Source organism: Georgenia phoenicis (assembly GCF_047302425.1).
GTDB lineage: Bacteria > Actinomycetota > Actinomycetes > Actinomycetales > Actinomycetaceae > Oceanitalea.
On record NZ_CP154855.1, the window covers coordinates 3,121,240 to 3,143,279 of the forward strand.

Genomic DNA, 22,040 nt, shown 5'->3' on the forward strand with positions numbered 1-22,040 from the left:
CCTCGTCGGTCGTGGGCCCCAGCCTCTCACCCGTGCCCGGGAGGAGGACGGGGTTCAGGCGGACGTGGCCGGCCCGAGGACGTCGAGCGCCCGGGCGAGGACGTCCTCGAAGGGCGCGCGGGGCACCGGTGCCCGGGACCACGCCCGCAGGGCCGCGAGCAGCGCACCGGCCTGGGCGGTGCCGAGGACCTCGGCCGCGAGCTCCTCCACCCCACGGCGCCGGAGGTGGGCGGCGAGGACTCGCCCCGCGCGGACCTGGCGCCGCGCCGCCGACTCCTCGAGCTCCTCGGCCACGCCCATCGGCTCGGCGTTCGCGAAGGCGAGGACGACGGTCCCCGGCTCGAGCGCGGCAGCGACCCGGAGCAGCGCGGCGCGAGTCTCGGTGACGGGGTCGGACGCGGCGCCGTCGTCGTCCGCGAGCCGGGCGGCGAGCACCTCGAGCGCGTCGTCGACCGAGGCCCACAGGAGGTCGCTCTTCGCCGGGATGTAGTTGAAGAACGTGGCGCGACTCACGCCCGCCCGGCGGGTGATGTCCGCCACGGAGGTCGCGGCGTAGCCCTGCTCGAGGAAGAGCTCACAGGCCGCTTCCTCCAGCATCTCGCGGCTCGCCGACCGCGGCCGGCCCACCCGGCGCCCTTCGCTCACGCCCCGATCCTACGACCCAGCCCTCCCGCCGCGGCGATATTGTTGGACGCAGACCAAGAACCTCCTCCAGTGGAACGGTGCGTCCCCATGGCCCAGGCCTCCCGCCTCACCGCCGCAGCCCTCGCGGCGACCCTCCTCCTCGCCGCGTGCAGCGGCGGCAGCGACGACGACGGCGGCGCGGCCACCGGCGACCCGGTCGAGGGCGGCACCCTCGTCTACGCCACCGGTGACGCCGAGCCCACCTGCCTCGACCCGCACGTGGGCGGCAACTACCCCCAGGCGCTCATCAGCACCCAGTACCTCGAGCCGCTCGTCGGCCGCGACGCCTCCGGCGAGATCCAGCCGTGGCTCGCCACCGACTGGGAGGTCAGCGAGGACGGGCTGACCTGGGACCTCACGCTCGCCGAGGGCATCACCTTCACCGACGGCACCCCGATGGACGCCGAGGCCGTCAAGGCCAACATCGAGCACCTCCAGGACCCGGAGACCGCCTCGTCCACCGGCTACCTCGGGGTGCAGAAGATCGCCGAGGTCGAGCCGGTCGACGACACCCACGTGCGCTTCCACCTCTCCGAGCCGGACTCCGCGCTCCTCGAGTCCCTGTCGATGCAGTGGACGGCCATGCAGTCCCCGGCCGGCATCGAGCGCGGCCAGGACGAGAACTGCGCGGCGCCCATCGGCACCGGCCCCTTCGTCGTCACCGAGTGGGTGCCCCAGCAGCACGTCGTCCTCGAGCGCAACGAGGACTACGCCAGCCACGGCCCGGAGGCGGACCACGACGGCGCCGCGCACCTCGAGCGCATCGAGTGGCGCTTCATCCCCGACCCCGCCACCCGCTGGGCGGCCCTCCAGTCCGGGGAGGTCCACGTCATCGACAACCCCGAGCCGGAGGCGATCGTCTCCGCGGAGGCCGGCGAGGAGATCACCCACATCGACGCGCCGCGGCCCGGCTCGGTCAACCGCATCGAGCTCAACTCGGCGCAGGCCCCCTTCGACGACGAGCGCGTGCGGCAGGCCTTCGTCTGGTCCGCCGACGTCGACCCCGGCATCGAGGCGCTCTACCAGGGCGTCGCGACCCGCTCCCACTCCCCGCTGTCCAGCGTGGAGCCCATGGGCTACAGCGACCCCTCGCTCTTCGTCACCGACCTCGAGGAGGCCGCGCGGCTGCTCGACGAGGCCGGGTGGAGCGAGGTCGACGACGAGGGCTACCGGGTGCGCGACGGCGAGCGCCTCACCGTCCGCTTCCCGGTGAGCACCAACCAGTCCGTCGCCGCCGAGCAGGCGCTCTTCGAGCAGGTCCAGGCCAACACCCGGCGGGTGGGCTTCGAGGTCGTGCTCACCCCGCTCGACCTGTCCGCCTGGTACGGCGCGCTCGCCGCCCCCGAGGACGGCGGGGAGTTCACCTACGAGGCCGTCAGCGCCCCGTACACGAAGGTCGGGCCGGACGTGCTCCGCACCCTCTACCACTCCGACGGCACCGTCCCGGCGCCCAGCGGCTACTTCGCCAACCTCTCCCAGGTCACCGACCCCGAGGTCGACGCCCTCCTCGACGAGGCCGCCCGGATCACCGACCCGGAGCAGCGCGCCGAGCTCTACGAGGAGGCCCAGCGCCGCGTGCTCGAGGGCTACTACATCCTGCCGCTGTACGACCAGCAGAACCACTTCCTCACCCGCGGGGTGAGCGGCGTGACGACGCTGGGCACCGTGTCCACCCCGACCTTCGTCAACGCCCGGCTCACCTCCTGAGGCCCGCGCCGATGACCCTGCTGCGCTGGCTCCTCGGGCGCCTGGCCGCCGCGGCGCTCGTGGCCTGGGTGGTCGCGACCGTCGTCTTCTTCGCGCTGCGCTCGGCGGGCGGCGACCCCTCCGAGGCGATCCTCGGCGGGCCCGGCTCCCAGGCCAGCCCGGAGGCGGTGGCCCGCGTCCGGGAGGAGTACTCGCTGGACGAGCCGCTCCTCGTCCAGTACCTCCTCCAGCTCGGCCGCACGGTCACCTTCCAGCTCGGCGACTCCTACGCCCGACGGCGGCCGGTCGCCGAGCTCATCGGCGACCAGCTCACCGGCACGCTCGTCCTCGCGGCCCTCGGTCTGCTCCTCGCCTGGGTCCTCGCCCTCGCGGTGGCGACGGCGGCCGTCCTGGCCCGCGGGCGGCTCGCCCGCCGGGCCGTGGGCCTGCTGCGCGGGGCGGAGGTCGTCGCCTCGGTCATGCCGCACTTCTGGCTCGGCGCCGTGCTCATCGCCGTCTTCGCCGGCGGCCTCGGCTGGCTGCCCGCCACCAGCAGCGACAGCTCCCTGCGCTCCCTCCTCCTGCCCGCCGTCACCCTCGCCGTGCCGGTCGCCGGCTTCCTCGGCCAGGTGATGCGCGACGGCCTCGAGGAGGCCCACGCCGCCCCCTTCGCGACGACGTCCCGCGCCCGGGGCGCCTCCGAGGGCCGGGTGCTGTGGCGCCACTCGCTGCGGCACGCCGCCCTGCCGGCGATCGCGCTGTCCGGGTGGGCCTTCGGCAACCTGCTCTCCGGCGCCGTCGTCGTCGAGACGCTCTTCGGCCGGCCCGGGCTCGGCCGGCTCCTCATCGACGCGACCCACGCGCGCGACGTGCCCGTCGTCATCGGCGTCGTCCTCGTCATCGCGCTCGGCTACGTCCTCGTCATGTCCGTGGCCGACGTCCTCGAGCGCGTCGTCGACCCGCGCCTGCGCGGCCGCCTCGAGGCCGTGCGCAGCGCCCCGCAGGGGCAGGTGGTCTCGTGACGACCGTGCTGGAGCGCGCGCGGACCACGCGAGCGTGGCGGGTGCTGGGCCCGGGCGGGGTGGTGAGTGCCGCCGTCGTCGTCCTCGTGCTGCTCGCCGCCCTGTGGCCGCAGCTGCTCGCACCGGGCGACCCGACCGCCGTCGCGCCGGCCGAGGCCTACCAGCCGCCGGGTGCGGACGCGCCCCTCGGGACGGACGCCTCGGGGCGGGACGTGTACACGCGCGTGGTCCACGGTGCCGGGCAGTCCCTGGGCGTGGGTGCCCTGGCGACGGCGATCGGGCTGGGACTGGGGGTCGTGCTCGGCTTCGGGGCGGCGCTCGGGCCGCGGTGGCTCGACGGCCTGCTCAGCCGGGTCATCGAGGTCCTCTTCTCGCTGCCCAGCCTCGTCCTCGCGCTGCTGCTCGTGGCGGTGCTCGGCGCGGGCGTGGGGCCCTCGGTCATCTCGGTCGGCCTGGCGACGGCGCCGGGCTACGCCCGCATCCTGCGGGCCCGGGCGCAGGCGGTGGCCCAGAGCCCCTACGTCGCGGCGGCGCGGCTCGAGGGGGTCTCGGCCCCGGCCGCCTTCGTGCGCCACGTGCTGCCCAACACGGTGTGGCCGCTCGTCGCGGTCGCGACGCTCGGCATCGGGCAGGCGATCGTGTGGGTGTCCGCGCTGAGCTACCTCGGCCTCGGGGCACTGCCGCCCTCCCCCGAGTGGGGCGCGATGCTCAACGCCGGACGCCTGCACATCACGAGCTCGTGGTGGCTCACCGTCGCGCCCGGACTGGCGATCACGGTGACCGCCGCGGCCCTGACGATGCTCGGGCGGCGCCTGAGCGCGGTGGCGCCGGCATGAGCGCGGTCCTCGACGTCGCCGGGCTCACCGTCGCCTTCCCCGGGGTGGGCGAGGTGCTGCGCGGCGTCGACCTGCGCCTGGAGGCCGGGCGCTGCCTCGCCGTCGTGGGCGAGTCCGGCGCGGGCAAGTCCGTGCTCGCCCGCAGCCTCGTCGGCCTGGCCGGGGAGGGCGGGGCGCCGGCGCGGGTGAGTGCCGAGCGGCTCGTCGTGGCCGGGCAGGACGTGCTGGGCGCCGACGAGCGCCGGTGGCGGGCCCTGCGCGGGGAGCACGTGGGCCTCGTGCTCCAGGACGCGCTCCAGTCCCTCGACCCGCTGCGCACCGTGGGCGCGGAGGTCGGTGAGTCGCTCGCCGTGCGCGGCATGGGCCGGGCCGAGCGCCACGAGCGGGTGCTCGCCGCGCTGGCCGCCGCCGGGCTGGACGAGCCGGCGGTCCGCGCGGCGCAGCGCTCGGGCGAGCTCTCCGGCGGCATGCGCCAGCGCGCCCTCATCGCCTCGGCCATCGTCTCCGGTCCCGCGCTCCTCGTCGCGGACGAGCCGACCACCGCGCTGGACGCGACCGTCGCCCAGGGCGTCCTCGACATGCTCGGCCGGCTGCGCGACGAGGGCACCGCGATCGTCCTCGTCAGCCACGACCTCGGTGCCGTCGCGCGGCTGGCCGACGACATCCTCGTGCTCGACGGCGGCCGCGTCGTCGAGCACGGGCCGGCCGACGCCGTCCTCACCCGCCCCGCTCACCACGTCACCCAGGCGCTGCTCGCCGCTGTCCCGCGCGGCTCACGTGGACCGCTCGCGGACCCCGGCCCCGAGGTGCTGCGGACCACCGGGCTGCACCGCCGCTACCGGCTCCCGGGCGGGGGCGCCGTCGACGCGCTCGACGACGTCTCCCTCGTCGTGCGGCGCGGCGAGGCTGTCGGCGTGGTCGGAGAGTCGGGCAGCGGGAAGTCGACGCTCGCGCGGATGCTCGTCGCCGCCGAGCAGCCCGACGCCGGCACGGTGGAGCTGGCCGGGGAGCCGTGGAGCGGGCTGCCCGAGCGGCGGCGGCGGCCGCGCCGCCACCTCGTGCGGCTCGTCCCGCAGGACCCGCTGGGTTCCTTCGACCCGCGTTGGAGCGCGGGCCGGGTGCTGCGGGCGGCAGTCCGGGCGTCCGGGGGCACACGCACACCGGCGGAGCTGCTCGAGCTGGTGCGGCTGCCGGCGGAGACGCTCGGGCGCCGGCCGCGCTCCCTGTCCGGCGGGCAGCGCCAGCGGCTGGCGATCGCGCGGGCCCTGGCGGCGGACCCCGCCGTGCTCGTCCTCGACGAGCCTGTCTCCGCGCTCGACGTCACCGTCCAGGCCGCGATCCTCGAGCTGCTCGTCGACCTCCAGGAGCGCACCGGGACCGCGCTCGTCCTCATCTCCCACGACCTCGCCGTCGTGCGGGAGGTGTGCCACGCCGTCGTCGTCATGCAGGACGGACGCGTCGTGGAGGAGGGTCCCGTCGAGCGGGTGTGGCAGCACCCGCAGGCCGAGCTGACAAGGGCCCTCCTCAGCGCTGCCGCCCCCGTCTCCTGACGCCCCTTTCACCTCCCTCCAAACGCCGAGAGCGGAGTTGTTCCTGGGAACAACTCCGCTCTCGGCGACGGGTGGGGTCAGCCGGTGTTCTGCAGGCCAGCCGCGATGCCGTTGACCGACAGGAGGAGCAGCCGCTTGATCTCGGCGACCTCCTCCTCGGTGCGCGCGTCGCCGTTCTCGGTGCGCAGTGCGCGCAGCGCCCGCAGCTGGATGAGGGACAGCGCGTCGACGTAGGGGTTGCGCAGCTGGACGGCACGGCCCAGCACCCGGCGGCCCTCGAGCGGGTACTCGTGGCCGGTGATGCGCAGGACCCACTCGGTCGTGAGGTCGAGCTCCTCGAGCACGAGCTGGGCGAGGTCGTCGCGGTCACCGAGCTCGAGGTACTGGCGGGCGATGCGGCGGTCGGTCTTGGCCAGCGACATCTCGACGTTGTCGATGAGCGTGTTGAACAGCGGCCACTCACGGTAGGCCGTGCGCAGCTGCTCGAGGTCGCCGACGGCCGCGAGCGCCGTGCCCAGTCCGTACCAGCCGGTGAGGTTGATGCGGGCCTGGGTCCAGGCGAAGACCCACGGGATGGCCCGCAGGTCCTCGAGGGACTCCACGGACAGGCCGCGACGCGCCGGGCGCGAGCCGAGCGGCAGCAGGCCGACCTCCTCCTGCGGGGTGACCTGCGCGAACCACGGGGCGAAGCCCTCGGCGTGGATGAGGCCGAAGAAGCGCTCGCGCGAGGTCTCGTCGAGGGTGCGGGCGAGGTCGGCGAAGCGCTCGGCGGCCTCGGCGTTGCGCTTCTCGGTGGACGGCGCGGAGGCCAGCAGCGTGGCCGCGGCGACCTGGTCGATGTGCCGGGCCGCGATCGCGCGGTCGCCGTAGCGGGCGGTGATGACCTCGCCCTGCTCGGTCAGCTTGAAGCGCCCGTCCACCGAGTGCGGCGGCTGGGCGAGGATCGCGCGGTTCGCCGGGCCACCGCCGCGGCCCAGGGCACCGCCCTTGCCGTGGAAGAGGGTGAGGCGGATGTCGTGGCGCTGGGCCCAGGCCGCGATCTCCTCCTGCGCGGTGTAGATCGCCAGGGTCGCGGAGACGGGGCCGACGTCCTTGGCGGAGTCGGAGTAGCCGAGCATGACCTCCAGGCGGCGGCCGGTGGCCTCGAGACGGGCCTGCACCTGCGGGACCTCGAGCATCTCCTCGAGGATGCGCGGGGCGTTCTGGAGGTCGTCGAAGGTCTCGAACAGCGGGACGACGTCGAGCACCGGCGCCGCGTCGGCCGAGCCGAGCGCGTGCTCGGCGAGGCGGTAGACGGCGATGAGGTCCTCGCTGCTGCGGGTGAAGGAGACCGTGTAGCGGCGGCAGGCGTCCACGCCGTGGCGGCGCTGGATCGCGGCGATCGCGCGGAAGGTCTCGAGGACCTCCTCGGGGTCGACGCTCGGGTCGGGCATCGAGTCCGGGTCCTCGATCCAGGCCAGGGTCTGGGCGTGCACCTTGGAGTGCTGGCGCACCTCGAGCTCGGTGAGGTGGAAGCCGAAGGACTCGACTTGCCAGATGAGGTTCTGCAGGTCCCCGTGGGCCTTGCGCAGCGCGCCGGCCTGGCGCAGGGAGTCCTGCACGGTGCGCAGGTCCGCGAGGAGGTCCTCCGCGCCGGCGTAGGCGAGGTCCGCGTCGCGCTCGCGCGTGGCGGCCAGGCGGGCGGCGGCGACGAGCATGACCCGGCGGTGCGGCTCGCGCGGGGAGCGGGCGGCCACCTGGGCGGTGACCTCCTCCGACAGCTGGCGCTGCGACTCCCACAGGGCGAGCAGCTCCGGCGACGGCGGGGTGGACTTCTCGTCCAGCGTCATGGCCAGGCCCACGCGGGTGGTCTCCCGCTCGAGGGCCGTGAGGACGTGCTCAGCGGCGATGGCGGCCGCCTGGCGGGTCACCTTGGCGGTGACGTTCGGGTTGCCATCGCGGTCGGCGCCGATCCAGCTGCCGAGCCGCACGAAGGGCGTGGCGCGCGGTGCGGCCAGGCCGCGCTCGTCGCCGAGCAGCCAGTCGTCGGTCTGCCGGTAGACCTGGGGCAGCACCTCGAAGAGGGTCGACTCGAAGACGGACATCGCGGTGAACACCTCGTCCACCGGCGAGGGCTTGCTCTCGCGCAGGTGGGCGGTGCGCCACATCGTGTCGATCTCGGCGAGGAGGCGGCGCTCGATGCGCAGCCGCCCGTTGGCGCCCAGGCGGGGGTCGTCGGCCTCGGCGACGAGCTCGGAGATCCGCCGGATCGAGCCGGAGACGGCGCGGCGGCGGGCCTCGGTCGGGTGAGCGGTGAGGACCGGGTGGAACTCGATCTCACGGAGCCGGCGGGCGGCCTCCTCCTCGGAGGTCTCCGCGGCGAGCTGCTCGTAGGCGCCTGCCAGGGCGTCGGAGCGCGGGGTGGCGTCCTCGCGGGCGCGCAGCGCGCGGACCCGGTGGTACTCCTCGGCGAGGTTGACGAGGTGGAAGTAGCAGGTGAAGGCGCGGGCGACCTGGTCGGCGCGCTCGACGCTGAAGGAGTCGATGAGCGCCTGCGCCTCGGCCAGCCGCCCGTCGCCGTCGGTGTCCTCGACGGCGCCGATGGCCAGCTCACGGAGCCGTTCGACGTCGGCGAAGAGCTCCTCCCCGCCGTCCTCCCGCAGTACCCGTCCCAGGAGCGCACCGAGGGTGCGGACGTCGGCGCGCAGGGCGTCGGGCATGTCGAGACGGGCGTTGCTCCGTGCTTCGTCCGGTGAGGAGGTCTGCATCATGGGCTCAGGTTAACGACCCTTGACCATTCCTCGTCCCAGGCGTCCACCAGGTGCACGGGCGAGATCCCCTGTCCCGTGCTACTCGTCCCCGCTTCCGCCGAGAGCACAGTTGTCGCCGACAGCACACTTATCGCCGAGAGCACACTTACCGACCGGCCATCTCGCGCAGCAGCACGTTCTCCTCGTCGGCGGTCAGTCCCGAGCGCCGCTCCCTGCCCACTCCCCGCGCCACCTCGTCGCCAAGCACCCGGCCGACAGTCTCGGGGAGCGGCCGGACCGTGCCACCGGCGGCGAGGTACGCCGCAGCCCCTCGACCGCGCGATCGCAGACGGGGAGAACCGGGGAGGTCAGAGCGTCCGACGGTGCGGCGGTAAGTGCACTGTCGGCGACAACTCAGCTGTCGGCGACAACTCAGCTGTCGGCGGTAAGTGCGCTGTCGGCGACAACTCAGCTGTCGGCGGTAAGTGAGCTCTCGGCGGTAAGTGTGCTGTCGGTGGGAGAGGGCGGGGGTGCGGCTAGAGCTTCCAGACGGCGCCGGGGCTGGCGAGCTCGATGGGGCCGGCGTAGGCCTCGGCGGCCTCGGCGCGGACGACCTCGGCGTCGGTCCACGGCGGCAGGTGGGTGAGGACGAGCTGCCGGACGGCGGCGCGGGTCGCGGCCTCACCCGCACGGCGGCCGGTGAGGTGGATGCCGCGGACCTCGTCGCGCCCCTCCTGGAACGCTGCCTCGCAGAGGAACAGGTCGACGTCCCGGGCCGCCTCGACGAGGCCCTCGCAGGCGTCGCTGTCCCCGGAGTACGCGAGCACGACCTCCCGCTCACCGTCCTCGGACGGCCCGGTGACCCGCAGCCCGAAGGCCGGCACCGGGTGCTCGACGGCGACGGACTCGATCCGCAGCGGCCCGACGGTGACTGCCTGGCCGGGGGTGTGCGCCTCGAAGGTGAAGGAGGCGTCCAGGGCGCTGAGGTCCTCCTCCATCGTCAGCGCCGCGATCCGCTCCGGGGTGCCGGCCGGGCCGAGCACACGCACGGGGCCGAGGGCGCCGGCGGGGTGGTATCGCCGGTAGACCTCCAGGCCCGTCATGTCGACGACGTGGTCGGCGTGCAGGTGGCTGAGGACGACGGCGTCGAGCCGGGCCGGGTCGAGGTGGCGCAGCAGCGCGCCGAAGGCGCCCGACCCGAGGTCGAGGACGATGCTCCAGGTGCGGCTTCCGCCCTCGCCGTCGGGGCCCTCGGCCTGGACGAGGTAGCAGGAGGAGGCGGAGTCGGGGCCGGACATCGACCCGGAGCAGCCCACGACCGTCAGCCTCATGCGGTGACCTCCAGCTCGGCGTCGCTGTCGACGCGGTCGACCTCCGGCCCGAGGAACCGGCGGGCCAGCCGGGAGAAGCTCGCGCCGTCGCCGGTGGCGACGAAGCGGTGCTCGGGCGGCGGCGCGAGGGGGTCGCGCTCGAGGTCGTGCGCGACGAGCGTCCGGTAGGTGTCCTTGGCCGTCTCCTCGGCGCTCGAGACGAGCGTGACCTCCTCGCCCATGACGTAGGAGATGACGCCGGTGAGCAGCGGGTAGTGGGTGCAGCCCAGGACGAGGGTGTCCACGCCCGCGGCCCGCACCGGCTCGAGGTACTCCCGGGCGGCCGCGAGGACCTCCGGCCCGGAGGTGACGCCCCGCTCGACGAACTCGACGAAGCGCGGGGCGGCGTTCATCGTGAGCTCGAGGTGCGGGGCGGCGGCGAAGGCGTCGCGGTAGGCACCGGACTCGATGGTCGCGCGGGTGCCGATGACCCCGACCTTCCCGCTGCGGGTGGCGGCGACGGCGCGCCGCACCGCCGGCTGGATGACCTCGACGACCGGCACCCCGGCGCTCACCGTGTAGCGCTCCCGGGCGTCGCGCAGGACCGCGGAGGAGGCGGAGTTGCACGCGATGACGAGGGCCTTGACCCCGGAGGCGACGAGCCGGTCCATGACGTCGATGGCCAGCGCCCGGACCTGGGCGATCGGCTTCGGGCCGTAGGGCGTGTGCGCAGTGTCCCCGATGTAGAGCATCGACTCGTGCGGGAGCTGGTCGAGGATGGCGCGCGCGACCGTGAGGCCTCCGACACCTGAGTCGAAGACACCGATCGGCGCGTCGTTCACGCTGCCCGAGCGTAGTGTCACGACGCCCCGCCCGACATGGCCACGAGCAGTGACTCCTGCCACCAGGTGAGGGCGGCGTAGAGGCTGGTGAGGGCGGCGTCGAGCTCGTCGGCGGCAGTCTGCGGCGTGCCCGTGCCGGCCCGCTCGTAGACGCGCTCGGCGTCCTCCTCGGTGTCGATGCCCAACCGCGCCGCGAGGACGAGGCGCAGGTCGGTGAGCCCGGACAGCCACGCCCGCTCCTCCCCCGCGCGGACTATGACGACGCCGGTGCTCGCCTCGAGCGCGTCGTGCACCACCCGCAGGTGGCCGGCCTTGGCCTCGCGCAGCGTGCTCTCCGTCAGGCGGCGCATCTCGGCTGCGAGCTCGTCGTCGTCGGTGCTCGTCGGGGGCAGGAGACGGGCGAGGGCGGGGTCGCGCGGGGTCTGCCCGGCCGCGGGGTCCCAGTCGAGGGCGGCGAGGATCTCGTCCTCGCTCGACGGCGCGGCCGTGGCGGCGTCGTCGTCCCCGAGGGGCAGGCCGAGGAGCTCGCACGCGTCCGCGGCGACCCGGGCGATGATGCGCCGCTCGGCGTCGTCGAGCTCGCAGGCCCAGCCACCGGGGACGGCGGTGAAGGCGCGCACCTCAGCCCTCCCCCTCGGGCGCGAGCGTGGCCCACAGCCCGTAGGAGTGCAGGGCCGTCACGTGGACCTCCATCGTCTCGCGACCTCCCTCGGCGACGACGGCGTGGCCGTCGTGGTGGACCTGGAGCATGAGCTCGCGGGCGCGCCCCTCGGAGTACCCGAAGTACGTGCGGAAGACGTAGGTCACGTAGCTCATGAGGTTGACGGGGTCGTTCCACACGATGGTGCGCCAGGGCCGCGCGGGCTCGCGCTCCTCCTGCTGCGTCTCCTCCGGCACGGTGACCGGGCGGGGCGTCGTGACCGTCATGCCCCCAGCCTAGGCATGCGCGCGACCGGCCGCCCCCATGACCGAGGACGCGACGAGGCCCGGCAGGAGCGTTCCTGCCGGGCCTCGGTGCACGTGCGGCGCACGCGTGGAGGAGCCCCGCCGCGGCACTACACCTTGTTCTTGCCGCGTCCCACCAGCGAGAGGATGAGCGAGATCACGAGGATCGCCACACCGATCCAGATGAGGATCTGCGCGGCCTCCACGGCCACGCCGATGATGAGCATGATCACGCCGAGGATGATGAGGATCAGCCACAAGGACATACGAGCTCCCTTCGTTCCGGCACCTGTCCGGTACCGCAGTGGCACCAATCGTTGCGGATCTTGTTCACCCCGGCATCTTGAACCGGAAAGTCTCGCTCAGCCGACGACGTGGCGGGTGGGGATCGCGGGCTCCCCCTCGCTCAGCCGCCAGCCCTCGTAGGGCAGCGCGGCGCGCGAGGCGACGTGCCGCTCGGCGGCCGCCCGCAGGGCCTCGGGGCCGCGGTGCTCGTCGGCGATGACGCCCTGGCGCACGAGCGGCAGCTGGAGCGGGCGAGCGCCGTGCTCCTCGAGGATCCGCGCACCGGACGCCTCGTCGTCGCAGCCGACGACGAGCTCCTCCTGGGCCACCCCGTCCTCGAAGACGCGGCCGGCCACCTTGAAGCCACCGACGGTCGCCTTGGCCGCCGACGCCTTGGCGACGTCGACCATCTTCCCGTCGGACCCCTCGCGCTCGACGAGCTTGTAGACGAGCTCCGCCGTCGGCAGGCCCGAGCCGGTGACGAGCTTGGTGCCCACGCCGTAGGAGTCGACGGGTGCGGCACCCAGGGCGGCGATGGCGTACTCGTCGAGGTCGGAGGTCACGGTGATGCGGGTGGAGGTCGCGCCGAGCTCGTCGAGCTGGCGGCGAACCGTGAAGGCCTGGGCGACGAGGTCACCGGAGTCGAGGCGCACCGCGCCCAGCTCACCGCCGTGGCGGCGGGCGGCGGCCACCGCCCGCTCGACCCCGCGCTCGACGTCGTAGGTGTCGACGAGCAGCGTGGTGCCCGGGCCCATCGCCCGCACCTGCGCGTCGAAGGCGGCCTCCTCGTCGTCGTGGACGAGGGTGAAGGAGTGGGCGGCCGTCCCCATCGTGGGGATCCCGTAGGACCGGCCGGCCTCCAGCACGCTCGTGGCAGCGAATCCGCCGACGACGGCGGCCCGGGCGGCCGACACCGCCGCCTCCTCGTGGGTGCGGCGGGCCCCCATCTCGAGGCAGGGGCGGCCATGGGCCGCCGTCGTCATGCGGGAGGCGGCCGCGGCGACAGCGGAGTCGTGGTTGAGGACGGACAGGACGACGGTCTCGAGGAGGAGGCCCTCGGCGAAGGTGCCACGGACGGTGAGGATCGGGGACCCGGGGAAGAAGCACTCCCCCTCGCCGTAGCCGAGGACGTCGCCGCTGAAGCGGTAGTCGGCGAGGTAGTCCAGCGTCTCGCCGCTGACGACACCCTCCTCGCGCAGCCAGTCGATCTCGGCGCCGGAGAAGGTGAAGTCGGCGATCGCGTCGAGGACCCGACCGGTGCCGGCGACGACGCCGTAGCGCCGCCCGCCGGACAGGCGGCGGGAGAAGACCTCGAAGACGCTGGCGCGGTGGGCGGCGCCGGACTGGAGGGACGCCTCCAGCATCGTCAGCTCGTAGCGGTCGGTGAGGAGGGCGGTCGTCGCGCGTGACATGGCGTCCAACCTAGCGAGGTCGGCCCGCGGGTGCAGGCACCCTTCCACGAGCCGGCGCCAGGCAGGACCGCCCGCGGCGCGTGCCGCGCCCCACCCCACGCCGACAGCCGGATCCTCCGTAGCCTTGACTGGCTTCTGCTGTGCGACCTGGGCTGAGGCGCTACTTGCGGCCGACGAACCAGTTGCGCAGCAGGGCGATGCGGGCCTCCAGCTCCTCGATGCTCGCCAGGGGCACCTCGGGGCCGCCGCAGGCCTTGCGCAGCTCGGTGTGGACGACGGCGTGGGTCATGTTGCTGCGCCGTGACCAGGCGGACACGAGGCTGGAGAGCTCCTTGCGCAGGGCCGCGCGCCGCTTGTGGTCCGAGAGCCCGGAGTTCTCGTCGCGCTGGGCGCGGGCGGCGGCCTGCCGCTTCTGCTGCTTGACCTGCTCGGCCTGCCGCTGGCGCAGCAGCGAGTGCACCTGCTCCGGCTCCAGCAGGCCGGGCAGCCCGAGGTACTCCTCCTCCTCGATCGAGCCGACCTCCGCGCCGGCACCGAACTCGCCGCCGTCGAAGAGCACCCGGTCGAAGGACGCCTGCGCGTCGAGAGCCTCGAAGCCGGGGAGCATGAGCTCGTCGCTCGCCTTCTCCTCCCGGTTCGCGGCGGCGACGAGGGCGTCCTCCGGGGTGAAGAAGTCGCCCTTCTCCTCGGAGGTGAGGACCCGGTCCAGGGCGTGGTCGCGCTCGACCTCCAGCTGGGCGGCCAGCTCGAGGAGGATCGGCACGCTGGGCAGGAACACCGAGGCCGTCTCCCCACGCCGGCGGGCGCGGACGAAGCGGCCGATGGCCTGGGCGAAGAAGAGCGGGGTCGCCGCGGACGTCGCATAGACGCCGACGGCGAGGCGGGGCACGTCCACGCCCTCGGACACCATGCGAACGGCGATCATCCACCGCTGCTCTCCGGCGGAGAACTCGTCGATGCGGGCGGAGGCGCCGTCGTCGTCGGACAGGACGACGGTGGGCTTCTCCCCGGTGATCTCGGTGAGCACCCGCGCGTAGGCCCGCGCCTTGGTCTGGTCGGTCGCGATGACGAGGCCGCCGGCGTCGGGCACGCCGCGACGCACCTCGGTGAGGCGGCGGTCGGCGGCCGCGAGCACGGCGGGGATCCAGTCGCCGGTGGGGTCCAGGGCGGTGCGCCAGGCCTGCGCCACGAGGTCCTTGGTCAGCGGTTCGCCGAGAGAGGCGCTCACCTCGTCCCCGGCGCGCGTTCGCCAGCGCATCTGGCCCGAGTAGGACAGGAAGATGACCGGCCGCACGACGCCGTCGCGCAGGGCGTCGGCGTAGCCGTAGGAGTAGTCCGCGCGGGAGCGGCGCACGCCGTCGGCGTCCCGCTCGTAGGTGACGAACGGGATCGCGGCGGTGTCGGAGCGGAAGGGCGTCCCGGTCAGCGCGAGGCGGCGGCGGGCCGGCTCGAAGGCGAGGCGGATGCCGTCGCCCCAGCTCAGCGCGTCCCCGCCGTGGTGCACCTCGTCGAGGATGACGAGGGTGCGCTCCGCCGTCGTGCGACGGCGGTGGAGGTCGGGGTTCGCCGCGACCTGCGCGTAGGTGAGCGCGACGCCGTCGAAGCTCGCCCCGTGCCGCTCCTGGGCGTTGCGGAAGGCAGGGTCGAGCTGGATGCCCACGCGCGCGGCGGCCTCGGCCCACTGGCCCTTGAGGTGCTCGGTGGGCGCGACGACGGTGACCGCCGTGACCTCCCCGCGGGCGAGGAGCTCGGTGGCGATCCGCAGCGCGAAGGTCGTCTTGCCGGCGCCGGGCGTGGCGACGGCGAGGAAGTCACGCGGGTCGTCGGCGAGGTACTTCTCCAGCGCCTCGGCCTGCCAGGCGCGCAGCCGCGACGCCGTGCCCCAGGCCGCCCGCGCCGGATAGGCGGGGGGCAGGTGCTCGGCGGCAGCGGTCGAGACGGCCGCAGGGGTGCCCTGCGTCGTCGTGGCCGGCCTGCGCTGTGGAGCGGCGCTCACTCTCCGCTTCCGCCGCGGCCGCCCCGGCCGAAGCCGCCGAAGCGTCCGCGCCCGGAGTCACCGCCACCCTGGAGGCCCTCGTAGATCTCCTTGCACGTGGGGCACACCGGGTACTTCTTGGGGTCGCGGCCCGGGGTCCAGACCTTGCCGCACAGCGCGACGACCGGCTGGCCCGACAGCGCCGAGGACATGATCTTGTCCTTCTTGACGTAGTGGGCGTAGCGGTCGTTGTCACCGGCCTCGTGCTCGCGCAGCTCCTCGCGCTCGAGGACGCTCGTTCCCGACGACGTCGACGGCTCGCTCGGGCTGCTGGGAGGCTCGGTGGAACTCATGGCGACCAGTCTAGGTCGTCCTCCGGCCGAGGTCCCGGTGGTCCGCAGTGCCGTGGTCGTCACACCCGCCGGCTCAGATCCCCTGCCACCCGGGCTTGGCGGCGAAGGCCTCGCGGTAGTAGTCCGCGCGCTCCAGCCGGCTCGCGGCGCCCTCGTCGAGGAGGACGGTGGCGTGCGGGTGGTGCTGCATGATCGTGGCGGGCCAGGAGGCGCTGACCGGGCCCTCGACGAGCTGCTGGACGGCCGGGGCCTTGCCCTCGCCCAGGGCGACGAGGACGAGGTGGCGGGCGTCCATGACGGTGCCCAGGCCCTGGGTCAGGCACAGGCGCGGGACGGCGTCGACGTCGCCGTCGAAGAAGCGGGCGTTGTCCTGGCGGGTCTGCGCGGTCAGCGGGACCACGCGGGTGCGGGAGGCGAAGGAGGAGCCGGGCTCGTTGAAGGCGATGTGCCCGTTGGTGCCGATGCCGAGGATCTGCAGGTCCACGCCGCCGGCCTCGGCGATCGCGCGGTCGTAGGCGGCCGCGGCGGCCTGCGGGTCCTCCGCGAGACCGTCGGGCCCCTGGACGGCGTCGGGGGCGAAGTCCACGCGCCCGGCGATCTCGCGCTCGATGACGGTGCGGTAGCGCTCGGGGTGGTCGGCGGGCAGGCCGACGTACTCGTCGAGCATGAAGCCGCGGGCGCGGGCGAAGGAGACGCGGCCGGCCTCGTGGCGGCGGACGAGCTCGTCGTAGACGGCGAGCGGGCTGGAGCCGGTGGCGAGGCCGAGGACGGCGTCGGGCTTGGCCGTGAGCAGCTGCTCGACGGCGTCCGCGACAAGAGCACCGATCTCCTCGGCGCTCGACCTGATGACGACCTCCACCGGACACCTCTTCCTGTTGGCGCTGCGTGGTGCGGGGCGCACCGGGGTCAAGCCTAGGCGACCCGGGACGCCCCGGCCGGGACCCCCGGCCCGTGGACAGCAGGCAGACAGCAAGGCGGGCAGGACGGTTGCCCGTCCTGCCCGCCTTGCGGTGATGTCGCTAGGACGTCACTTGTTGGAGACGGCCTTCTTGAGGGCGCTACCGGCGGAGATCTTGACGCCGTAACCGGCGGGGATCTGGATCTCGGCGCCGGTCTGCGGGTTGCGGCCGGTGCGCGCGGCGCGCTCGACACGCTCGACGGACAGCAGGCCCGTGATCTTGACGGCCTCGCCCTTGCTGACGGACTCGACGAGCACGTCCTGCAGCGCCGACAGAGCGGCGTCGGCCTGGGACTTGGTGAGCGAGGAGCGCTCGGCCACGGCGGCGACGAGCTCGGTGCGGTTGACGGACATGAAATCCCTCTCTCAGTCGGCGTGCACACCCTTGTGGGTGCGACGGGGCAGACATTACGGCGTCGGGGCGGCCGTTGTCGCCTTCACGCGCCGTATTTTCGGCGTGTCCCCGCGGATTTCGCCTCCCCGTGGGGCGGATGGGGTGGGTGTGACGGCCTGCGGCGCCCCTCAGACGAAGCCCGGCGGCCGCTCGAGCGCGGCCGTGGCGCTCCACCCGGCCTCCGTCCCGGAATCACGCGGCTGCCAGCGGGTCTCCCCGCCGTCGCGCCCCGCCTGCTCGCCCTGCTGGTCGCCCAGCTCCTCGTCCGGCGCGCGGAGCAGGTGCATGGCGGCGTCCATCCGCACGAGGGCGTCCATCATGAGCTCCATCCCCTCGACCATCCCCGTGGAGGCCTCGAGGGTGCCCTCCCGTACGGCGGCCTCGGTGACGAAGGGGACGACGACCATCTCGCGCACCGGGTACATCTGCAGGGCGCTGAGCACGGTGCGCAGCGCCTCCGCCCCGCGCAGCCCGCCGGACATGCCCGAGCCGTAGCTGACGATGCCGACCGGCTTGAAGGCCCACTCCTGGACGAGGTAGTCCAGCGCGTTCTTCAGCAGCGCGGAGTAGCCGCGGTTGTACTCGGGACTGACGACGACGAAGGCGTCGGCGGCGTCGATGCGGCGCGCCCAGCGCCGGGTGTGCTCGTGGCGGTGGTGGCCGTAGCGGGGCAGGTCCGGCTCGTCGAAGAGCGGCAGCCCGACGTCGCGCAGGTCGATGCGGTCGATGACGAAGGCACGGTTGGTGCCGAGCCGGTCGATGACCCAGTCGGTGATGTGGTTGCCGAGCCGGTTCGGGCTCGTCGCGGCGTTGAGGACGGCGAGTCGGATCATCAGTGCTCCTAGACCTGGGACAGCGGCCACGGTATCCGGTCCGGCACGTGCCCGGCCGGGACCTCCGGCACTGTCCCAGCGGTCGCACGGCGGGGCACGTTCCTGCAGGGTGTGGCGCATGAACACCGTGCGCCGCACCGCGGACCAGCTCGACGACAGTCCCGTCCTCACGACCGGCGCGCGGCTCGGGTACGCGGCCAGCGGGGTCCTCCACCTCGTGCTCGGGTGGACCGCGGTGACCCTCGCGTGGGGCAGCGGCTCCGGGTCGGCCGACCAGTCCGGCGCCCTGCAGCAGCTCGCCGAGACGCCCGTGGGCGGGGTCCTCCTGTGGGTGATCGTCGTGGGCTTCGCCCTCCTCACCCTGTGGCAGGTGGCCACAGCGGTGACCACGCCCGAGACCACGGACAGGCTCAAGTCGGTCGGCAAGGCCGTCACTTACCTCGTCCTCACCGGGCTGGCGGCACAGACGGCCACGGGGCAGAGCTCTGGCGGTGGCGACGAGCAGACGACCAGCCTCACCGCGCGGATCATGGAGCATCCGCTCGGGCAGGTGGCCGTCGGGCTCGTCGGGGTGGGCGTCGTCGTCGTCGGCGGCTACCACGTGGTCAAGGGGTGGCGGGAGAGGTTCCTCGAGGACCTGCGGGAGAACCCGGGCCGGGCCGTCACGGTCGCGGGCAGGGTCGGCTACGTCGCCAAGGGCGTGGCCCTCGGCATCGTCGGGGTGCTCTTCGTCGTCGCCGCCGTGCAGAACGACCCCGAGGAGGCGCAGGGCCTGGACGGCGCGCTGCGCACGCTGCTCGAGCTGCCGCTGGGCACGGGGCTGCTCAGCGCCGTCGGGCTCGGTATCGCGGCCTACGGCGTCTACTCCTTCGGGCGCGCGAAGCACGCCCGGGTCTGAGCTACCCCGGCGGCGCGACGAGCGCGCTCGGCACGACGTCAACGGCGAAGGGCAGGCGCAGGTGGGCCGTGTCCGTGCCGACCACCTCGGCGGCCGTGACGTACCGGCCGTCCACGAGGTCGAGCGCGAGGATGCCCGGCTCCTGCGGGTCGACGAGCCAGTACGACTCGACGCCGGCCTCCTCGTACTTCGAGCGCTTGAGGACGTGGTCCTTGCGGCGCGTCGACGGCGAGAGGACCTCGACGGCGAGCGCGAGCGGCTTCGTGACGTTCTTGGTGCCGGGGTCGTCGTCGCGGACGACGAGGAGGTCCGGCTGGAGCGACGTCCGGCGGTCCGGCCGCCAGTCGAAGGGCGCGAGCAGCACCTCGAATCCGGGCGGGCAGGCCGCCCGGAGCAGGAGGTGCAGGTTGCCGATCGCACGCTGGTGCACGCGCACCGGAGCCGGCGTCACGAGGAGGAGCCCGTCGAGCAGCTCGTACTGCAGGCCGTCCTCGGGGATCCGGTCGAGGTCATCGACCGTCCACTCCTCGCCCGTGCGCGGCATGACCGTCATGGTGCCCATGGTGCTCCCCGACCGCCCCGTTGTCAGTACCTGCTACCCCGCCGTGACCGCCTCGTGGAACCAGCTGGTGATCGTCGTCGGGTGCGTGATCGCCGTGCCGACGACGACGGCGAAGGCCCCGCGGTCGATCGCGTCCCGCGCCTGGGCGGGGGTGTGCACGCGTCCCTCGACGACGACGGGCCGTCGGCAGCGGGCGACCATCTGGTCGATGAGCTCGACGTCGGGGCCCTTGGTCTTCTCGCGCTCACCGGAGTAGCCCGCGAGCGTGGTGCCGACGACGTCCGCTCCGGCGTCCTCCGCGGCGAGGGCGTCGTCGAGGCTGCCGCAGTCGGCCATGACGAGGACCTCGGGGTGCTGCTCGCGCAGCCCGGTGATCGTCTCGGCGAGGGTGCGCCCGTCCGGGCGGGGACGGCGGGTGCCGTCGAGGGCGACGATGTCCGCGCCCGCCTCGGCCACCGCGAGCGCGTGCTCGAGGGTGGGAGTGATGAAGACGGGGTCCTCGCCGTCCTTCCACAGCCCGGTGAGGGGGACGTCGGTGGACGCGGCGATGAGGCGGATGTCCTCCAGCCCCTGCGCCCGCAGGCCGGCCGCTCCCCCGGCGACGACGGCCTGGGCCATGCGCTCCATGATCTCCGGCACGCGCAGCGGCTCACCGGGGTAGGCCTGGCAGGAGACGATGAGGCGGCCGCGCAGCCGCTCGAGGATCGGTGACATGTGGGGTTCCTTCGGTCAGGCGCGCACGTCGATCGCGGTGCGGGCCGCGCCGAGGACGGCGGCGACCGGTCCCAGCGCGGAGGGGCGGACGGGGATGTCGGCGAGCGGCTCGATGAGCTCCTCGCGCAGGGCGGCCTCCATGGGCTCCCACCACAGCGGCCCCGCCTGGCTCATGCCGCCCCCGAGGACGACGACGGCCGGGTCGAGCACGGTGACGACGCCGGCGACCGACCGGCCCACGGCGCGGGCGGACTCGCGCACGGCCCGGGCGGCGAGCTCGTCGCCGGCGGCGGCTCGGGCACAGACTTCGCGGGTGTCCGCAACGGCGGCGTCCCCGCCCAGGCGCAGGTAGTGGCGGTGGAGCGCCGGTCCGGAGCCGAGGGCCTCGAGGTGGCCGGGGCGCCCGCAGCCGCAGGGCAGGCCGGCAGCGTCGGGGCTGGGCTGGTGGCCCATCTCCCCCGCCACGTGGTGCGCCCCGCGCAGCGGCCGCCCACCGAGGACGACGCTCGCGCCCACTCCGGTGCCGACCGCGACCATGAGGGCGCTGTCCGCCCCGGCCGCGGCACCGAGCCACACCTCTCCCCCGGCGTGCGCGTCGACGTCGTTCTCCACGGTGACCGGCCCGGCGCCGAGCACGTCGGCCAGGCGCGCGCGCAGGCCGCCGCGTACGTCGGTGCCCGGCCAGCCGAGGAAAGAGTCCGTCGCCGAGAGGATCGTGCCCGTCGTCGTGTCGACGACGCCGGCGGACCCGACCCCGACCCCACGCACGGTCACGGGGCCGCCCAGCTCCGTGCCGTCGGGTGCGGTGAGGGGGCCGCCGTGGGCGACGACCTCGCGGACCAGGCCGGCGACGGCGTCGAGCACCGCGTCCGGACCGAGCTTCGCGGGGGTCGGCACCGAGCGGACCGGTCCGAGCGCCCCGTCCGCGCTCACCATGGCGGCGGCGGTCTTCGTGCCCCCAAGGTCGACCCCGACAACGATGTCACTCACGTGTGGTCCTCTCTCCATGTCCCGGACGTCCAGCTCTCGGCGCGGATCCACTCCCCTGTGCGCCGACAGCTGGACTCTCCGGCCGTCGGCGCAGCAGCGTAGTCCTCAGACGCGGGCGGGCATGGTCGCGTCCACGATGGCCGCGATGCGGGCGGCGGTCGCCTCGTCGAGCGGCTCGACCGGGAAGGCCATCGTCGCGCTCGGGATGAGGCCGAGGTGGTGCATGGCCGTCTTGAAGGCACCCACGCCCGCGGCGTCGCCCGAGCGCCCCTGCGCCTGGAAGACGATCTCGAAGAGCGCGGCGATCCGGTCCTGCTCCTCGCGGGCGCGGGTCCAGTCCCCGGCCTGCGCGGCCTGCCAGAGGCGGGCGTAGCCGCCCGGGTCGACGTTGCCGAGGCCCGGGACCACGCCGTCGGCGCCGAGCAGGAGCATCCCGTCGACGACGACCTCGTGGCCGGTGAGGACGGCCAGCGGGTGGCCGGCGGCGGCGTTGGCGGCCACGAGGCGGCGGAAGCCGACGTCGTCGCCCGAGGAGTCCTTGACGCCGGCGAGCACGCCGTCGCTGCCGAGGCGCACGAGGAGGTCGGCGGGGAGCTTGGTCCGCACGCGCACGGGGATGTCGTAGGCGAAGAGCGGCAGCTCGGTCGCGGCGGCGACCGCGCGGAAGTGGCGCTCGATCTCCGCCATGTCGTTGATCGCGTAGAGCGGGGCGGTGGCGACGATCGCGTCGGCGCCGGCCGCGGCGGCCCGGCGGGCGGCGTGGGCGACCCGCCCGCTCGTCGTGTCGATCGCGCCGACGAGCACGGGCACGCGGCCCGCGACGGCGGCGACGACGGTGCGCACGACGGTGTCGCGCTGGTCGTCGTCGAGGTAGGCGACCTCACCGGTCGAGCCGAGGGCGAAGACGCCGTCGACGCCCTCGGTGACGAGGTGCTCGACGACGGAGGTGAGGGTCGTCGTGTCGACCTCGCCGTCGGCGGTCAGCGGGGTGATGACAGGGGGGATGATGCCGCGGAAGCGGGTGGTGGTCACGGGAGTGCTCCATTCGGGTGCGGCGCGGGC

At 74.3% G+C, this 22,040-nt stretch carries 22 protein-coding genes; 5 read left to right on the top strand and 17 right to left on the bottom strand.

All coding sequences use genetic code 11. The features are described 5' to 3' along the window. Positions 1–54 precede the first annotated feature (54 nt). Positions 55–645, bottom strand: a complete 591-nt coding sequence (locus AA0005_RS14860; protein ID WP_413450906.1) for a TetR/AcrR family transcriptional regulator — start codon at positions 643–645, stop codon at positions 55–57. Between the two features lie 87 nt (positions 646–732). Here AA0005_RS14860 and AA0005_RS14865 point away from each other — a divergent pair, with 87 nt between their 5' ends. The 4 genes from AA0005_RS14865 to AA0005_RS14880 are packed head-to-tail and all read left to right on the top strand — an operon-like array spanning position 733 to position 5,778. Next, positions 733–2,391 carry an ABC transporter substrate-binding protein gene (locus AA0005_RS14865; RefSeq protein WP_413450907.1) on the top strand — a complete coding sequence of 553 codons (1,659 nt, stop codon included), beginning with the start codon at positions 733–735 and terminating at the stop codon, positions 2,389–2,391. 11 nt (positions 2,392–2,402) lie between these two features. Beyond that, the gene (locus tag AA0005_RS14870; RefSeq protein ID WP_413450908.1) at positions 2,403–3,392 is read left to right on the top strand and encodes an ABC transporter permease; all 990 of its coding nucleotides are present in this window, start codon (positions 2,403–2,405) and stop codon (positions 3,390–3,392) included. Further along, on the top strand, positions 3,389–4,228 hold the full coding sequence (locus tag AA0005_RS14875; protein ID WP_413450909.1) for an ABC transporter permease: 840 nt from the start codon (positions 3,389–3,391) through the stop codon (positions 4,226–4,228). The genes AA0005_RS14870 and AA0005_RS14875 overlap by 4 nt, the downstream gene beginning before the upstream one ends. After that, complete coding sequence (locus AA0005_RS14880) at positions 4,225–5,778, top strand: ATP-binding cassette domain-containing protein (RefSeq protein ID WP_413450910.1); 1,554 nt, start codon at positions 4,225–4,227, stop codon at positions 5,776–5,778. Before AA0005_RS14875 ends, AA0005_RS14880 begins: the two co-directional genes overlap by 4 nt. A 77-nt stretch (positions 5,779–5,855) precedes the next feature. On the opposite strand, the gene AA0005_RS14885 is transcribed toward AA0005_RS14880, so the two are convergent. The 12 genes from AA0005_RS14885 to AA0005_RS14940 all read right to left on the bottom strand — a co-directional run bounded on the left by AA0005_RS14885 (position 5,856) and on the right by AA0005_RS14940 (position 17,814). Further along, positions 5,856–8,528, bottom strand: coding sequence for a phosphoenolpyruvate carboxylase (locus tag AA0005_RS14885; RefSeq protein WP_413450911.1), 2,673 nt, complete (start codon positions 8,526–8,528; stop codon positions 5,856–5,858). A gap of 515 nt (positions 8,529–9,043) precedes the next feature. Further along, entirely contained in the window at positions 9,044–9,838 is a 795-nt protein-coding gene (locus AA0005_RS14890; RefSeq protein WP_413450912.1) for an MBL fold metallo-hydrolase, read from the bottom strand. Then, positions 9,835–10,659 carry a glutamate racemase gene (gene murI, locus AA0005_RS14895; protein WP_413450913.1) on the bottom strand — a complete coding sequence of 275 codons (825 nt, stop codon included), beginning with the start codon at positions 10,657–10,659 and terminating at the stop codon, positions 9,835–9,837. Before murI ends, AA0005_RS14890 begins: the two co-directional genes overlap by 4 nt. Before the next feature lie 17 nt (positions 10,660–10,676). Continuing rightward, on the bottom strand, positions 10,677–11,279 hold the full coding sequence (locus AA0005_RS14900) for a DUF2017 domain-containing protein (protein WP_413450914.1): 603 nt from the start codon (positions 11,277–11,279) through the stop codon (positions 10,677–10,679). A gap of 1 nt (position 11,280) precedes the next feature. Further along, positions 11,281–11,586, bottom strand: a complete 306-nt coding sequence (gene clpS / locus AA0005_RS14905; RefSeq protein WP_413450915.1) for an ATP-dependent Clp protease adapter ClpS — start codon at positions 11,584–11,586, stop codon at positions 11,281–11,283. 128 nt (positions 11,587–11,714) lie between these two features. Further along, on the bottom strand, positions 11,715–11,870 hold the full coding sequence (locus tag AA0005_RS14910; protein ID WP_413450916.1) for a hypothetical protein: 156 nt from the start codon (positions 11,868–11,870) through the stop codon (positions 11,715–11,717). 96 nt (positions 11,871–11,966) lie between these two features. Further along, entirely contained in the window at positions 11,967–13,301 is a 1,335-nt protein-coding gene (locus AA0005_RS14915) for a nicotinate phosphoribosyltransferase (protein ID WP_413450917.1), read from the bottom strand. A 160-nt stretch (positions 13,302–13,461) separates the two neighbouring features. Continuing rightward, positions 13,462–15,297, bottom strand: coding sequence for a DEAD/DEAH box helicase (locus AA0005_RS14920; RefSeq protein WP_413450918.1), 1,836 nt, complete (start codon positions 15,295–15,297; stop codon positions 13,462–13,464). Beyond that, positions 15,294–15,629, bottom strand: coding sequence for a DUF3039 domain-containing protein (locus AA0005_RS14925; RefSeq protein WP_413450919.1), 336 nt, complete (start codon positions 15,627–15,629; stop codon positions 15,294–15,296). The genes AA0005_RS14920 and AA0005_RS14925 overlap by 4 nt, the downstream gene beginning before the upstream one ends. A gap of 73 nt (positions 15,630–15,702) precedes the next feature. Continuing rightward, positions 15,703–16,488, bottom strand: coding sequence for a glucosamine-6-phosphate deaminase (nagB, locus tag AA0005_RS14930; RefSeq protein WP_413450920.1), 786 nt, complete (start codon positions 16,486–16,488; stop codon positions 15,703–15,705). A gap of 168 nt (positions 16,489–16,656) precedes the next feature. Further along, positions 16,657–16,941, bottom strand: coding sequence for an HU family DNA-binding protein (locus tag AA0005_RS14935; protein WP_139073512.1), 285 nt, complete (start codon positions 16,939–16,941; stop codon positions 16,657–16,659). A gap of 168 nt (positions 16,942–17,109) precedes the next feature. Next, positions 17,110–17,814, bottom strand: coding sequence for an NADPH-dependent FMN reductase (locus AA0005_RS14940; protein WP_413450921.1), 705 nt, complete (start codon positions 17,812–17,814; stop codon positions 17,110–17,112). A 118-nt stretch (positions 17,815–17,932) separates the two neighbouring features. On the opposite strand from AA0005_RS14940, the gene AA0005_RS14945 reads away from it, so the two are divergent. After that, entirely contained in the window at positions 17,933–18,712 is a 780-nt protein-coding gene (locus AA0005_RS14945) for a DUF1206 domain-containing protein (protein ID WP_413450922.1), read from the top strand. Between the two features lies 1 nt (position 18,713). Here AA0005_RS14945 and AA0005_RS14950 read toward each other — a convergent pair whose 3' ends face one another. The 4 genes from AA0005_RS14950 to AA0005_RS14965 form a co-directional block, all read right to left on the bottom strand. Continuing rightward, positions 18,714–19,265, bottom strand: coding sequence for a Uma2 family endonuclease (locus AA0005_RS14950; protein WP_413450923.1), 552 nt, complete (start codon positions 19,263–19,265; stop codon positions 18,714–18,716). Between the two features lie 42 nt (positions 19,266–19,307). After that, entirely contained in the window at positions 19,308–19,988 is a 681-nt protein-coding gene (locus AA0005_RS14955; RefSeq protein WP_413450924.1) for an N-acetylmannosamine-6-phosphate 2-epimerase, read from the bottom strand. Positions 19,989–20,003: 15 nt separating this feature from the next. Next, positions 20,004–20,978 carry an ROK family protein gene (locus AA0005_RS14960; RefSeq protein ID WP_413450925.1) on the bottom strand — a complete coding sequence of 325 codons (975 nt, stop codon included), beginning with the start codon at positions 20,976–20,978 and terminating at the stop codon, positions 20,004–20,006. A 105-nt stretch (positions 20,979–21,083) separates the two neighbouring features. Next, positions 21,084–22,010 carry a dihydrodipicolinate synthase family protein gene (locus AA0005_RS14965; RefSeq protein ID WP_413450926.1) on the bottom strand — a complete coding sequence of 309 codons (927 nt, stop codon included), beginning with the start codon at positions 22,008–22,010 and terminating at the stop codon, positions 21,084–21,086. Positions 22,011–22,040 lie beyond the last annotated feature (30 nt).